The sequence below is a fragment of the Flavimarina sp. Hel_I_48 genome (genome assembly GCF_000733945.1).
GTDB lineage: Bacteria > Bacteroidota > Bacteroidia > Flavobacteriales > Flavobacteriaceae > Leeuwenhoekiella.
In genome coordinates, this window is the sequence record NZ_JPOL01000002.1 from 405710 (window position 1) to 421351 (window position 15642).

Here is a 15642-nt window from a genome sequence, read left to right on the forward strand (position 1 = left end):
CTCTTAATTTGCTAACTGTCTTTTGAATACCTTATCGTGGTAATAAAATATACTTTGCTGCCTTCCATAATCAAACTCATTTAAATCAGTTATTTTATAAGAATTATCACAATCCTGTGAAGTACATGAAAAATACTGACTATTTATATTTTCTCTAAATGGCTCAGCAATTAACTGATTGGTTCTAGTAATATCATCATAATCTGGCATGTTGAATCCTGATTTGTATAGGTTTTCTAAATGTATTCTATATTTATCATAGGTATAATTTCCTTTATCCCATATAAACCACCATTTCCCATCCTTGCGCTGTCCATACTTGGTGATGTTTGAATTCTTATTTTTTTGATCAATAAACCATTTTAGTTGTTTCTTATAAACTGGACCATATTGGCTGGACTCCTCCATTTCGCCTCCGCATTTATTACAGCAAAGTATACCTAAATCTTTGTGCCCCTCTATATGGCATTTGTAATCTTGACCTGTTTGATTATAAATAAACTCTCTAGCTCGCAATTTTTCTGAACTACAGCAGGCTAAACAATGATTACAAATATACCATCCGCAATTTTCAGAGTATCCTTTTGGTTTACATGAGACACAATCTCTACTATCAATAATATCCATACATCTACCATTAATACAGTGCGACAAATAAATTTGATTATGACTTTCCTCGCAATTTTGATTGCTACAATGAAAACGCGTTACCCTATAAAAAGCATAATTGGAATTGTCTGGGCTATCTATAGGTCTCAATATTGTTTTGCACGATCTACAAGTTAAATGTGATAAAAACCTATTTACTCTATTGATTACTCCTAATAGTTTCTCATACTGCTCTAGGCTATAGGAAATCTCCAAAATCTGCATTATATCTTGTAAGCTATAATTCCTGTAGCTTATATTTAAATTGACATTTCTAGCAGCTTCATAACATTTGGAATTTTCACACCACCAAAATTCTTTTTCTGATTTATTACAGGTTACAGGCTTACCTGAGGATTTATCAATAGCTTTACGGCCATCGCAAAAAGTAGCGAATCGAGGTTTCCAGCTATGTTTAAGTTCTGTATTGTACTCTTCTGTATCAGAATTATAACTTAATACAGTTCGACCTTGACATTTTTCAAAAAAACCATCGATAACAAGTAGGTCATCCGGTTTTTTGATTTGGTTTGCAATTAAATCAAAAATAGTTTTTGTCTCTGTGATTTTATTGTTTTTAAGATCACTTAGTAATTGGAGTATTACTGATAAACTAAAATCTAGACCAACATCACCAATCTCCTTAATGTATTCACTTGTTTGATAATCTATAGTTGTTATACGATTTAAATCGTCTAGTCCTAAATCTAATTTTCCTTCACCGATTAACTTTATTAATTTTTTAAAAAATACTTTTTGACTAGCGGAATCTAATAAAGCAGTATAAATAACCGCATCATCATACTCGATAGTTTCAGTATAGTCAGCTATAAATAATCTTAATTTATACCATTCTGAAGAATTGTTGTGGGCAATTGTAATCAACAATTCCTTTTTCTGCTTATCTATATCTAAATTATCTAGAATGTTTAAAAATTCATGAAAACGCTGTTCTCTATCAACGATCTCTTCTTTGAGATAAATTAAGGATATTAAATCACGTAGATTCTGAAATGAAAGCTTCTCTAAAATTTCTTCTCTTTCTGATCTTGTATATATTGCCCTTGGAGCTACATAACTATTATTATTTGACTCCTCCGCTTTGATTTTTTGCAAAAGACTTCTAATAAAATTTAGAGGAGGGTCGCTAATATGTTCTGACTTCCATAATTGGTATAATCTTTTATCTCCGAGAAGTTCGTAATTTAACTCCTGATCATATTCTTTAGCGAGATCTAAAAATTCAATTAGAACACCTAATTCTAAATCATCAGAATTTAGGATTTTTTGGTATATTTCTTCAAATATAATATCAATCTTGGCAGGCTTCAACTTTGATAAATATTCAAAGCTTTTTGAGGGGTTTTTTAAAAAACTCTTTACTAGAAGGTCGGCAAGTTTTGCAAATGGAACATTGATATTGTAATCTTTCCACCATATGTACAAATCATCCTTAGGGGAGGTTTCAATTATTCTTGTATTTATTTTTTTAAATGAATTAAGACCACATAATTTTCTAAATTCAATAATAAATCGATATTTATAGAAACTGTATTGTTCATTAAATATATACTCTGTGGTTATCTGCCCAACTCTACTCTTAAATTTTTCATCTGGAATAAAAGCTTCAAATAGTTTGAAAAGCTTGCTAATGTCGGCGCAAAAAGCCGTTGTAATATTTAAATCAGTATCTATTCTAAGAAGAATTGAATCTAAAAAAAATAAATAGTGCTCATTTGAAAATTTCGCTCGTAAAACATCTAGATTACCATAAAAGGAATCATGGATCGTACTTCCTATATGATTGTGTAAAGTAGATTGATGATATACTACAATAGTGTAGAGCATATATTTAATGTCCTTTTCCTGCTCTAAAAGATATACTTTATTTGCTGCTTTTTTATTTTGTATTTTAAAATCTTTTTTTAAAAGCTCTGTAATAACAATTCTATTGGGTCTAAGTTCTTCTGCAGAAAAGCCTACAACGTCATTTATGTTGAAATAAACATCTCCCAGTCCATATACTTCAAGAAAACCATATTTGCCCCCAGTAGCTTTGTTGCCAAACCATTTAACTACAGCGGGTACCCTGTAACATTCATCAATCTCATAAGCGCCAATATTCTTCGCCCTGATTTGCATGGCTTTTTCGAAAACTCGTTCTCTTGTAATTTTATGATTAACAAGTTCTTTTATTCTATCATACAAAACTGATCCGACATCAGGTTTAGAAACTGACAAATCGACTTCCAGAAGTCTGCCGTATTCTTGCAGTTCCTCAAATGATATTCTAAGTTGTTTTAATGCCTCACTTACACGCATAAGGTTTTCTCTAGATTTTGATTTACTAAATAGCCTAATTACAAACTATTTATATAACTACTTTACAGTTTTACTCATACCAGTTCTCCTTTAAAAGCTTTTTGTAAGAGGCTATTAAATAAATTTTCACTTTCTTTTAAAGAATTATCTACTATTTTTTTTTCCTTATCAATTTCATTTAAAATATTCCCGTATTTATTTTGAATTTCAATTGGAGGTATTGGAATGACAAATGACTTCACATCTTTCTGATTAATACTAGATTGATTTACGGCATCTTTAGAAGAACTAAGAATTTGATTCTTCATAAATTTCGAACTTAATATCATTAACATATACTGATTATTAACTTTATTCTGATTGAAAGCTACCCTCATCATATTAGATTCGTAAACAATTTCTTCCGAAATATCTTGAACTAAACCACATTTCCCCAAATGACTCGGACTATTAACCCTATTTATTACAAAATCCCCTGGCTTAATAAGATATCTTTTTAATTCAGTTTTAGAAACTCTAACCCTTTTTAATGCTGTTGTGTCTATGTAATCATTATTAAAGGCATCAATTCTAATGATTAAATTACCAGATCCATAATCTTTAGATGGCTTATACAATCCGTTTGTAGGACCATCGACTATAACCTTTTCCAAACTAACATATTTCCAACATTTCTTATTAGATCCCGGATCCCCAAACATATCCAAAAACAAACTCTGCCCCAGATCCTCGTACTTTTTAAGGAGTTGCTTATCAAGCTGGCGTAGTTTGTCTGCTTCATCTAAAATAGCCGCAATTTTTTGTTGGGTTTTTAGGGGAGGGAGTGTTAACGATATATCTGAAATATGATTAAGCTTTATCCCTTTTACTGTGGCCCCACTAGAAACCGATTCAAAATAATCCTTCTTAGACTTTAGAAAATAGAAAAGATATTTTTTATCCAATCCAGATTTACAATAAATAGCTTTTAAATCCTGATTTATAGCAACATCTATTTTTGCAAAAGTAACTTTACCAATAGCCATTCGAGTTGCGATCAACAATGTGTCCTTTACTATAAGTTTTGAACTACTATTTTTTAAGCCTTCTTCTGTGATATAATCTTTAGAACTGTTCAAAAATTCCTCTTTTAAGTCTTTTACACTAACCCAAGGGATATTTCCATTCCAGTAAGACTCATTATTCTTGCTAGGAGTTCCTCCTCCAACTATTTCAATATAATTTGATAAAGTCACCATTAACTTAATAGCTTCTCAAGATTCAACAATGCTTTTTGCCGTTGTGCATCCAATTCTTTAATAGACGCGATAAGTTCCAGAGGCTTTTTATAATCCACCTCTTCATATACAATTTCCTTATACTTATTAATGCTTAGATCATATCCATTCACTTTAATTTCACTTTTAGGCACCAGGAAAGATTGAGATGTACGATCTGAGAAATCACCAGTTCCATTTGCTAGTTTTTTCCAATCCAGTAAAACTTCAGGTATATCACATTTGTCTTTAACTTCTTCCAAAGCTTCTTCTGGATCACTAAAACTCTTTTCTAAGAGTTCTTCATCTATTAAGGCATTACGCTTATCATCAAGGCTATATCCATCTGCCTTCATATCGTAAAACCACACCTTATCTGTACCGCCGCTATTGGTCTTGGTAAAAATTAAAATAGCTGTACTTACACCTGCATAAGGTTTAAATACTCCACTAGGTAAAGAAATCACACCTTGCAACTGATGTTTTTCTACCAGCTCTTCTCGAATTGCTTTGTGTGCACCACTACTCCCAAATAAGACACCATCAGGTACAATAACAGCTGCACGGCCTCCGGTCTTCAGCATTCTAAGCATTAAAGAAAGAAATAAGATTTCGGTCTTCTTTGTTTTGGTTGTTTTAAGCAAACTCGACTCTACCGTATCATAGTCTAAGCTGCCCTTAAATGGAGGGTTTGCCAAAATAAGCGTATACGCATCATCTATGTCTCCGTTGCTTTTACTCAGCGCATCTTTACCCACTAGTGAGGGATTCTCTACACCATGTAATTGCAGGTTCATTGCCGCTATACGCAGCATTGAGGCATCAAATTCAGTCCCATTAAACATCTTGGTGTCATAATGATTACGAAATGCTTCCTCGGTAAACCATTCGTGATGCTTCTCATATAAATATTCCCCGGCAGAGACCAGGAATCCAGCAGTACCGCAAGCCGGGTCACTTATTATATCATCCTTTTTAGGATCCATCAACTGCACCATCATTCTGATAATATGCTTTGGAGTTCTAAACTGTCCTGCCTTACCGGCTATCGAGAGTTTAGATAACATATACTCATAGATATCCCCTTTTGTATCCCTGCTGTCTAGAGGCAATTTATCTATCTTCTGCACTACTTTATCTAATACCTGAGCTGTTGGAATCATAAAGGTGGCTCCTTTCATATAGTCAGAAAAAATACCACCTTCTTTACCCACATTTTTCATAAAGTCGAAAACGGTAATACCGCCAAGTTCTTCCTGAAGTCTGGTAAATAATTCAAACATAACCTCTGGATCTTTATCTTTAAATTGGCTCCAGCGCAGTCCTTTTTGCTTTTTGGTATAGATGGGAGTTTCTATGGCTATACCCATAAGGTTCTCCTCTTCTTCCATTTTAAGCTGTTTATCGTCTAACCTTTTTAGAAAAATCAAATAGGTAAATTGCTCAATTACGGTTAGTGGGTTTGATACGCCACCCGTCCAGAAATCATTCCAGATCTTGTCTACTTGATTTTTTAAGTCTCCTGTAATCATATATTGGTATAGTAGTTTTTAATTCTGATGTAAATGTAGAAAGGTCTTATGCAGTTGTTATGCACAGTTACTTTAAATGTGGAAAATTTTGATCCCTAAATTCTACCATCCATTGACAAATCTCTATTAATAAATAAAAATTAGATAAAAATGGATATTTAGCGATCTCATCTTCAGAAAGATGTGAATACTGCGATGATGACTCTTTTACTTTTCTAAAAGCTGCTTGGATGTATTTTGGAATAAAATGATTTAAATATATTTTTTTGTGTTTAATAGGCTTTAGTTCAAAAAATAGAGTGCAATGATCCATTATTGGAGTACCATCATTTTTTATCAACAGGGGATCATTCGGAATTACAGGTAATGTAGTATTTAAAGCTATATATATTGCTTCAAGAAGATCTCGCTGAGTATTTAAATTCTTTTTTCGATAGTCCTTTTTTTGATAAGATTCTATGAGGTCTAATAGCAAGTATTTGTGACTTAAAGACAATATATTTTCGTCAAAAACTAAAAAGCTCTTTGGAAACTCTTTTCTGGCTTGAATTTCTTTACGCTTCTCTTGTGCTACAATTATATCTTTGAAAAGACGTTCATTGTCTTGGCCTTTTATGTAAAATTCACCGAAAGACTGCTCAAAAATTTCATTACCCATATAATCAGGTTGTCCAGTAAATATGAAATGAGGTAAATAATATTCATTATTGCATTCAATCAAAAAATCCCTAGAGGCACGTAAACCATTTAAATTAGTAACTGTATCTGATTTCCTTTCTTTTACCTTAGCATCTAAAATTACAGCATGGTAATAATTAGGTTTCACTTTTAACTCTTCTATACCTTCTTCGTGCGATTCAAATGGAGTTATATCAATTCCATCATGTTCAGCATCACCAATTAGATCATCCTGCTTTTTGTATTCATCATCTATCCAAAGTATTTTATATCTCATATTTACTTTTCTAAAAGTTCACCAGTATTAGTTATGTCATATAGGGGAAAACGCAATATATAGCTTACCGGGAAAGAATTACTATTATCAATTTCTAAATCGAAAACGGCATCAAAATGAGCTAAAATCTCTTTTATATCAGCTCCTCCAAATCCAGTTCCTTCACTGTCTGTTGTTTTTTCACCACGAGTTACTAATTCTTTTTTCCCAAAACCTTCTGGAAAAGACCACCCATTATTCGAGATAATTATCAAGCACTCTCTCTTTTCTTGATCCAAAGTTAATGTTGTTTTAATAACATTGCCCTTTCTACCTTTGAAGCCATGCTCTTTTGCGTTTGAAATGATATTAGAGAAAACTCTATAAAACGCTTCCTGAGAAATTTTTATGTAGGGATTGAAATACCCTAAATCTGATACAAATACTTCTTGATCAACATATAGATCTTCAAGTTTAAATTCATCAGGTTCTTTAAACATGTTTTGTGCTTCTTCTATCAAATTTTTGGGTTGTATAAAATCACCCTCAGCATCTGCTAATCTGTCCTCTTTGAGAAGTTTAGACATTGAGTTTATTTTACCTTCAAGACTATTGAGATGTTCTCCAAATGTTTGGCTCATATTGTTGCTATAGACAGATTCTAAGGTAATAGGATCACCATTATTACGCTCTATAAACTTTCTAGTTCCTGAAACATTAGATTTCAACGCATTCAAATACTGTCGCATAGTATGTCTTATTGATGCAAATTCTCTAAAGGCATCATCTTTCAAACCCAAGAGTTCCTTTTGCAGTTTCAATTCCTTTTCCCTTGAATTGATAAAAGCTTCTTTAACTGCTTTAATCTTGAGTTTTTGTTTTTCAGGACTCGGTATGATAAGCTTGATTCGCTCAAAATCTCGCTTTGAAATAGATTGTTGAGCAACTCCACTTCTGTATGCATTAAGTTGGTCTAAGACCATACTTGAATAAAATTCATTAATCAAAAAATCTAAGTCAATATCTTTCTGATTAACCTTATAAGTGAAAATATTATTTGAAACTGCGATAGCCTCCCCATTATATTCAAAGAAAGTAGGTTTTAGATCATTACCTATTTTAGCAAAGAGCAAACAAGAAGTATCAATAATTTTTGCTCCTTTTAAAGTTTGTACTCTTTCTTCAACATCTTCAATTTTCAATTTATAATCAAGATTATTTTTTTGAAGATGTTTAATCGATATATATATCATTTCGCGTAAAGGCATTTTACTATGCCCTTTTTTATACTTCAGCACTTTGCTTAATAGAAAAGTTTCATCTGAAATTTCAGTATCTAAAGTATCTGTTTTAACAAAATATCTCGATGATTGAAGATTGTAGTTTTCAACTTCAATTTTATGCTGATCTATAGTTATACAGCGTTTGTTTGAATAGGGAGTGGTATATACTTCGGATTCCTCTTGAATTAGATTCTCTGTAATACCTGTGGAACCGTTTGAATCTGATATAGAATCTAAAGTTTCATACAATTGATTAAAATCGTATTCAGTTTTTCTTCCATCTCCTTTAATAAGATCCGCTGCTTCAATTAAATGAACTAAATTATTATTTTTTTTATTCTTGTCTATGACTAAGATTGAAGTTTTCACTCCGCTTGCTCTACCAAGAATACCTGCTGGCAATGATATTATCGTGTCGATAAGGTTTTGCTTGATTAATTTTTTTCTGATATACTCATCTTTCCCTCCTGCAAATAAGAAACGTTCAGGTACTAGAATTACGAGCTTGCCTTCCTCATTCAATGAATTTATTCCCTTATCAATAACAAATTGATCATAACTAAATCCCTTAAATTCACCTAAGTAATATCCAGACGGAATTTTCCCAAAAGGAGGTGCTGCTATAATAATATCGTAACCCTTTTCATAATTAACTATCCATTCTTTAATAGAATCTCCTTGAACTAATTTACCTGGAAAATTATCTTGAGCGATAAAACGTAATATACCCATTGCCCATAAATCGTAATTAATTTCCTGACCAAAGTATTCACAATTGGGATTTATCGCTAGACCAAACGATGCCATACCCGCAAATGGATTATAAACTCGTTTTTTTTCTTGAACTTTTGCTAAATTGATCATTAGCTTAATTAACTGCTTTGGAAGCATATTTTCACCAGCACTCATTCTATAAGTTCCGTCATGATACCTCTCTAATAAACCTTCAAACAAATCAGAAAAATGCTTGGTATGTATTTCTTCATCTAAGTGGTTTATATAATTTATTAGATCTGCGAAAAACTTCCTACCACCTCTTTCTAATATTGGCTCATAAACGACTTCAAAGACCTTTAGCAAATTTCCATGATAGAGTGGGTCTGTTTTATGTCTAAGAGAGTTTCTTATATCGTCCACATAATCCCATTCAAGATTTGCTCTATTTGGAAGCAAATTTTCCTTTTTTAGGATCAATGCAAAAAAAAGCAGAGGGTATACCTCGGTTTGTGAACCTGCAGTATCTGCACTTAGACTACTTACTACTCGCCATATATCGGCAATATGCTTTTTAACCTGATTTTTGGTCTCCATAAAATTTCTTTAAACCTAGTCTGCTAAATTTTCCTCTTCAAGCTCTGCTATAATTGGTACTGAACTACCTGCAATACCTCTTAAACTCCCATACATTCCGGTAGTATTTAGCATCACTTTGTCAATTTGCTTTTGTCTTCGCTTCCATCTACTATGGGCTGCTCGCTGCTCTTTGTTCAAATCATCCTGCATCTCAATAAAAGCATCCTTTATAGCTTCTATTTGCATTCTGAATTCTGGACCGGTAAGGTAATCGTATAATAAGGACATTTTATCCCCCTTGTTTGACTGTGTAACTATCGTATTATTTACAGCTATTACAGATTGTCTTAGAACTGCACTCAAACTTTTAAACTCCTGAAAAGTACATACCCATAAATTTTTATCAATCATACCCATACGCTCCATTTCATTGGGTAAAACTTCAGAAACTATAACTCCCAGGGGCGCTCCCTTTTTTGCCATATCTTCTTTAAACTTTGCAATCCAGTTATTAGAGAACGCTTTGGCTCTTTTACTTTCATAATAAATACTGCCACAGTTTTGATGATCATAAGTATTTACTATCTGTAAACAGTCAGCTCCATTTGCTCCTTTCTTTATTTCTTCAACAGTATCTAGAGGAAAATTATCTGCAAGCCACTCTTCTATGGCTAATTCCTGCACTTCTCCCTGAAGCTGCATAGAGCCTTGCTCCTGTTTACGTCGCATATCTTCTGTCAACTTTTTTTGATCTTCTAACTGCTTTATAAGCTCTTTCATCCTAAGCTCATTCTTTTCACTCTCTCGCTTTGATATACGCTCTCTCTCCTTTATGAGTGACTCATTTAGCTTCTTCTGTCCTTCAGCTTCAAGAGCTTCTTTCATCTCATCTTTCTCTCTTAAAAGTCTCGAAATCTCAGCTTCTTTTTGATGAAAATCTTTCAATTTTTCACTCTTTTCATTAAGCTCACGCTGAAGGTTTTCTAAGCTATCCCGCTGTTCGTCTTCAAACTGTGCTTTTAGTTTTTTCGCGATTATCTGTTCTGCCTCCTTTTTCTCTTTATCTAACCTTTCTTTAAACAGCTCATTCTCTTTTTCTTTTTTAGACTCAAATTCTAATTGAGCTTTAGCTAAAATTTCTTTCTGCTCATTTAATTTTTCGTTGGCCACTTGTTGCTTCAATTGAAATTCAGTTCGCATAGCATTTTCTATTTGATGCTTAAGAATATCATTTACATTGATTGCGCTTCCGCATTCTGGACATTGAATTGTTGTTTGATCACTCATAACTATATCATTTTTTGATTACGAGACAAATGTATAGTGAACTAGTGCAGTCTATCTGCACACTTAATAATTAGCTAAATTTTCATTTAACCTATTCTTTATTTTTTCTTTTAATCCTATTGGTTCTATTACTTTGAGGGACTCACCAAAAGACAGTATTAATCGCTCCAATTCATAATTAGGAATTACCTCTATAGAGAATGTATAGCCTGATCCGTCATCCACTATCCTTTTTTGAGATGCGTGTAGAGGTTTAGTTTTAATATAAGGTGCTTGCTGAAGACTTGCCCAAAATTTAATCTTCTGTATATCCCCAGGTTCTTTAGTCACACCTATGAAGTCATCAAAATACTCTTGAAAATCTACAGTACTCTCAATATATGATTCCGTCTTCTCAGTTATACCTAAGATTCTATCTAAAGCTAGATTAGTTAAGTTTTCAAAATCTCCTGACTTACCAAATAAGAACCACCGATTATTATATTCCTTTAAATGCCAAGGATGAAAAACAACCTCTACAGGTTCCGGATTTCTAAATGACTGATATTTTATTAGTAGAACTTTCTGATAGAGAATAGCATTGAACAGAGGGTCTATAAATTCAATTCCTTTTAGAAATTCATTGTTATCGAAACTAATGATATTTTCACTACTGGTAGTTAGACCAAAACTCTGATCTAGTTTAGGTAATATCTCATTTATCCAATTGAATTGTGGTAGACCTTTAAAACGTTTTAGTATCAATAGTGCAGACTTTAATTGCTCTGCCTCCAACTCATTAATAGGCTGGTTATTAATTGAGAAATCTCTATCCTCATATCGGAAATATGTTTTTCGCCCTTCTTTATATCTATCTAATTGAATAGACCATCCTTGAGAAGATTCCATAAATCGTATATCCTCATAAAGTTGTCGCTTTTTAATTCCTTCAGTATCTGGGTTTAGTTCTCGAAGCGCATTATTACAACTCTCTAATAAATCATTTATACAAAAGTTCTTTCCTGGATTTCTAAAACATTGATCCAGGCATTGATACCTTATCAATGCATTTCTAGTTATTGGCATAATGCAAGATTTAGAATTTAAAAATAGAAAAACTTCTAAGTTTGGAACAAATGATATCTTTTAACTTGTATTAAATAAGGAAAAATAATACAATCACTTAATTAAATGAATTAAAATCAGTACAATGGCGCAGAGTGACGAGAAAACCTTAATCACTTTAAGTGAGAATATTTATAATATTTTCTGAAGAAATAAAAGTAAATCATTCTAACTCATGGAATAATCGTTTTTTAAAAGATTGGTTTCAGAGTCAAAACCACCAAGACAAGTATATAACTCGTTCTCCAGATTGGTATTGGATTGGATGAAATGTAAGCTTTTAAAATTACAGGAAATTGAGGTTTCATGTTTTAATAACCTTGCAAGTAGTGATTGCAAAATAAAGCAATTAGCGCATAAAAACACCAATAGATTTGGAGAGGAATACGTATGTAAACTCGGTGAACATGATTCAAGAATAATTTACAATGGTTATCATGGAAACGTAGTTATAAGAATACGGAACATTTTATACTCAACATCGAGAAGACTGGAGCCTTAGGATTAAAATACCACCCATAGTCTAACAAAAAATGGATAATTAAATATTTTGGTGAATCTCATATTCAACGTTTACCTGTATGAATATAAAAGGTTGTAAGAAAATTAATAAGTCAAAAATCAGGTTGAATAGCTATTGAAAATGGTTGGAGAGCTAACAATGGCTGACCAATTTTATGCAAAGCTTAAATTAAAATAACATAGACTACAAACAACCGAATATAAATAAACACCTATCACTTATATCGTATCCGCGATTAAGAAAAATTAGTGTTTTCAATATTTGCCGGCAACTTTAACCCTGAATGAATTAATCCATTATCATTGAATAGAATCTTATTGCCAGTCTTAAAAAATCAACCTACTAATGTTTTTTACTTTAATCCGGCAGAGGGTTGGTAAAATCCCAAAGATTTTTTTCTTTAAATATTTTGATGTATTCTTCCATTTTGTCAAACGAAATTTTTTTAGGTAAAAAGTAATTGTCCGTGTTCTCAATTGATCATCCCTAAAAATTTCTACAAGCAGCCTATCATTTTGCCAAACCTCCATCCCTAATCCATCCCTGTCATCACTCGCAATAAGTATTTCTTCAAAATTTTTATTTTCTATATCGTCCATTCTTATAATGGTAATCATGTATTACTTTGAATTTAATTGCTTTCCTCGCTAAAAAAATCCAATACTGTTTTATTAAATAATTCTGGAATCTCATTCGGTGCTTCGTGTCCTGCACCTTTAAAAATTACCATCTCGCTGTTTGGTGTTTTTTCTGCAATTAAACGGGTATGTTTCTCTTTAACGACATCATGCTCACCTGCCATGACCAAGGTAGGAGTCTGTATTTTCTGTAAAGAATCCGGATTGATGTTGGGTTCGGTCAGCAAAAGCATTTTTAAGCGGTAATTCATATCAGTTGCTGCTACCCCCTTAGCTTCCATTTCTTTAACCTGTTTGCGAATTATTTTATTGGTTTCCGCAGTAACCGAGGTGGCATCATTGTACAAAACGGCTCCCATAATGGCCATTTTATTGACCTTATCAGGATGTTCCATAGCTAAAATTACGGCGATGTTGCCCCCATCGCTCCATCCCAAAATGTTTACTTTTTCAAGTCCCAATTCGTCAAGAAACGTCTTTACATCGTCTGCCATCAGTTCATAGGTAATCTTCGTATCATTGCCAGTAGATTTCCCCTGGCCCCGGCTGTCAAGACCTATGATTTGGTATTTTTCAGATAATGCATCAAACTGATCACTAAAACGCCCCATAGCCGAATTGTTCCCGTGAAGCATCAACAGAGGTTCGCCTTCACCATATAGTTCGTAATAGAGTTTTACCCCATTTACACCCATATAGTTGCCGACTTCTTTGTTGTTTCCCAAGCTAGCTACTTCCACTACTCCGGAATTGTCAATAAATAAGGATTGTGTGCCTGCAAAAGCTTTATCATTAGCGTTGGATATTTTGGTGTTTTTATCCATGTTAGTTGTATGCCAGTATTTTAAAGAGCCATCTTCAAATCCGGCATTTTCCAGAGGGATTTCCACCTTTTTCTTTCCATCTTTTATAAAGAGCTTAAAAGCATCTACGTAATAATTACCATTACCCATCACGGCAATCCCCACTCCCAGGTATTTTGCATTTTTATTGATTTTCCCGGTGAGCTCATACGGGCTCCAATCATTTTGTAAGTAAGGTTCTGATACGTCATCATTGTACAATGGATCGTCTATCATTTTCGATTTGTCGCTAACAGCAAATGCCGTTAACAAAGCATAGGATTCTGGTGTAAATGCATTTTTATAAAATATTTTTCCTTCAAGAATGAATTTTTTACCCTGGTATTTTTCAACATTCACGGTTTGATACATACCTGATTGCGCGAAGGTATTTAAGGAAATCAGAAAAAATAGGAGGTTGAAAAATTTGGTAGAGCTATAGGTCATTCTTAAAATTTAAGCAGTTTATTAGTAAGTAATGATTTGTAATGGTGAACATTAGAAGCTTTGAAAATAAAACTATTTTTTTAACTCGCAGATTATATTGTGTTATATTACATATTTGGATAAATAAAATACGTGATTTCCCCGTTGCAGTCTTTACAGAATTCGATTAAAACTTCGTTTTTTATGACTACATTTAGCTTGAAAACGAGCTGTTTTAAAGGTCGAAATAGATATTGCTTATTGACCCCTTCTAAAATCATCATCCTTTCTGAACCTTTCCATTCGCTTCACATAGCCAGAAATTGGACTCCTCTCTTCCTGTTTTATACATTTGAATTCATTTTCCTGAAAATTCCGGGCCAGCTTGCGCCAGTTTGAAATTTCTACGCCATTTGGCGCTTTGCTATGTTGAGATTTGAGGTAGGCATAAAATTTTGAGGCTTCTATTTCCGGCCAGTTATTTTTTTGAAAAAATTCAATAACATCTTTTTCAAAAAGTCGCGCGCCCCGTTTGCTCTGTTTATTTAGGTTTTTATTTTTTTGTTTTAAAGAAGGAACCAATTTTTGGACAGGTTCCAGGGGGTAGCTGTCCATTTTTTGGACTGATGTTGTCCCAGTGGTTGTATCACAGGTTGTATCAATTTTGAGATTGTACACCATCATTCTTATACAGGATCCCACACTTGGTTTAAAGGAAGGAAAGTATTCCAAAAAACCCCAATCCACCAAATCCTTCAGATGAGCGTGGTAGGTCGTCTTCGATTTGATCTTCGCCCATTTTCTTATTTCCCTGCCGTTTACCCGAATGGTCTTTCTAAAAAACTCCCGGTTCCATTTTTGGAACAAGGCAAGGTACAAAGTGATGTGCCCTTGCTTGATTTTAGGATCCTCATTAAAGCGTTTAAAAACTTCGTTGAGCTGTGCGATGTAATTTACCTTTTCCACCAGGTTTCGGATTTTTGATCAATGGACTTACGCTCCTGGAATCTCGGCTTATCCTGCGATGAAGCTCTAGTTTCCTTTTCCATCACTTTCTTCTCTAAAATCAAATTTTTCCTGGGCGGTTCTGCGTGTTCCAATAAGGCAAGCAACATGGCTGCTGTTGGTTTGGTTTGCGTTTTCTCGATATCTTTGATGATCGCGATCATCCCATTCATCCGTTTTTTAATGAGTTCGCTAATTCGGCTTTCCAGGGTTTCCATTCTCGGTCCGAAAGACTCAGCCGGAGAAATGCCATGTGCTTCAAAAAACTCGATAATGAGCAGTAAACTCACCGACTGTGACTTTGAAATCAGCCTTGAAAATTCCCTGAACTTTTTGGCCACGGGAGCTTTGATCTTTAGCGTCTCAAAACCCACTTTTTCATATTCTTTATCCATTTTTTAGTAATTAATTGTCCTGGTATTAAGGCTTCCTGAGGTTTTTTAGTAAAAACTGATGGTTTATGGTGATTTTATCAAATTCTAAAAATCAATTAAATGTCTGATTTTTAATTACTTAACAAGGAATCGAACATCCGTAACGCGGCGCTAG

Annotated in this window: 11 protein-coding genes; all 11 read right to left on the reverse strand. The window is 33.4% G+C overall.

The window, feature by feature from the left end; genetic code table 11:
• Positions 1-3: 3 nt before the first annotated feature.
• Positions 4-2970, reverse strand: coding sequence for a hypothetical protein (locus P162_RS02050; protein ID WP_031425528.1), 2967 nt, complete (start codon positions 2968-2970; stop codon positions 4-6).
• A 74-nt stretch (positions 2971-3044) separates the two neighbouring features.
• Entirely contained in the window at positions 3045-4208 is a 1164-nt protein-coding gene (locus P162_RS02055) for a restriction endonuclease subunit S (protein WP_031425529.1), read from the reverse strand.
• On the reverse strand, positions 4208-5758 hold the full coding sequence (locus tag P162_RS02060; protein WP_031425530.1) for a class I SAM-dependent DNA methyltransferase: 1551 nt from the start codon (positions 5756-5758) through the stop codon (positions 4208-4210). Before P162_RS02060 ends, P162_RS02055 begins: the two co-directional genes overlap by 1 nt.
• 67 nt (positions 5759-5825) lie before the next feature.
• Positions 5826-6713 carry a hypothetical protein gene (locus P162_RS02065; RefSeq protein ID WP_031425531.1) on the reverse strand — a complete coding sequence of 296 codons (888 nt, stop codon included), beginning with the start codon at positions 6711-6713 and terminating at the stop codon, positions 5826-5828.
• A gap of 2 nt (positions 6714-6715) precedes the next feature.
• Complete coding sequence (locus P162_RS02070) at positions 6716-9286, reverse strand: N-6 DNA methylase (protein ID WP_031425532.1); 2571 nt, start codon at positions 9284-9286, stop codon at positions 6716-6718.
• Between the two features lie 15 nt (positions 9287-9301).
• Entirely contained in the window at positions 9302-10555 is a 1254-nt protein-coding gene (locus P162_RS02075) for a DUF2130 domain-containing protein (protein WP_031425533.1), read from the reverse strand.
• Positions 10556-10618: 63 nt separating this feature from the next.
• Positions 10619-11620, reverse strand: coding sequence for a helix-turn-helix transcriptional regulator (locus P162_RS02080; RefSeq protein WP_031425534.1), 1002 nt, complete (start codon positions 11618-11620; stop codon positions 10619-10621).
• An 888-nt stretch (positions 11621-12508) separates the two neighbouring features.
• Positions 12509-12799: a hypothetical protein gene (locus tag P162_RS02085; RefSeq protein WP_031425535.1), complete on the reverse strand. Its 291-nt coding sequence runs from the start codon at positions 12797-12799 to the stop codon at positions 12509-12511.
• Positions 12800-12813: 14 nt separating this feature from the next.
• The gene (locus P162_RS02090; RefSeq protein ID WP_051907738.1) at positions 12814-14109 is read right to left on the reverse strand and encodes an alpha/beta fold hydrolase; all 1296 of its coding nucleotides are present in this window, start codon (positions 14107-14109) and stop codon (positions 12814-12816) included.
• Positions 14110-14346: 237 nt separating this feature from the next.
• Positions 14347-15054, reverse strand: coding sequence for a hypothetical protein (locus tag P162_RS02095; RefSeq protein ID WP_051907739.1), 708 nt, complete (start codon positions 15052-15054; stop codon positions 14347-14349).
• The gene (locus P162_RS02100) at positions 15042-15488 is read right to left on the reverse strand and encodes a BfmA/BtgA family mobilization protein (protein WP_031425538.1); all 447 of its coding nucleotides are present in this window, start codon (positions 15486-15488) and stop codon (positions 15042-15044) included. The genes P162_RS02095 and P162_RS02100 overlap by 13 nt, the downstream gene beginning before the upstream one ends.
• Between the last annotated feature and the right edge of the window lie 154 nt (positions 15489-15642).

Bases quoted from the DNA above. Each gene is read 5' to 3' on its own strand.
- P162_RS02090 (WP_051907738.1), bottom strand. From the start codon at position 14,109: ATGACCTATAGCTCTACCAAATTTTTCAACCTCCTATTTTTTCTGATT.
- P162_RS02085 (WP_031425535.1), bottom strand. From the start codon at position 12,799: ATGATTACCATTATAAGAATGGACGATATAGAAAATAAAAATTTTGAA.
- P162_RS02075 (WP_031425533.1), bottom strand. From the start codon at position 10,555: ATGAGTGATCAAACAACAATTCAATGTCCAGAATGCGGAAGCGCAATC.
- P162_RS02080 (WP_031425534.1), bottom strand. From the start codon at position 11,620: ATGCCAATAACTAGAAATGCATTGATAAGGTATCAATGCCTGGATCAA.
- P162_RS02050 (WP_031425528.1), bottom strand. From the start codon at position 2,970: ATGCGTGTAAGTGAGGCATTAAAACAACTTAGAATATCATTTGAGGAA.
- P162_RS02065 (WP_031425531.1), bottom strand. From the start codon at position 6,713: ATGAGATATAAAATACTTTGGATAGATGATGAATACAAAAAGCAGGAT.
- P162_RS02060 (WP_031425530.1), bottom strand. From the start codon at position 5,758: ATGATTACAGGAGACTTAAAAAATCAAGTAGACAAGATCTGGAATGAT.
- P162_RS02100 (WP_031425538.1), bottom strand. From the start codon at position 15,488: ATGGATAAAGAATATGAAAAAGTGGGTTTTGAGACGCTAAAGATCAAA.
- P162_RS02070 (WP_031425532.1), bottom strand. From the start codon at position 9,286: ATGGAGACCAAAAATCAGGTTAAAAAGCATATTGCCGATATATGGCGA.
- P162_RS02055 (WP_031425529.1), bottom strand. From the start codon at position 4,208: ATGGTGACTTTATCAAATTATATTGAAATAGTTGGAGGAGGAACTCCT.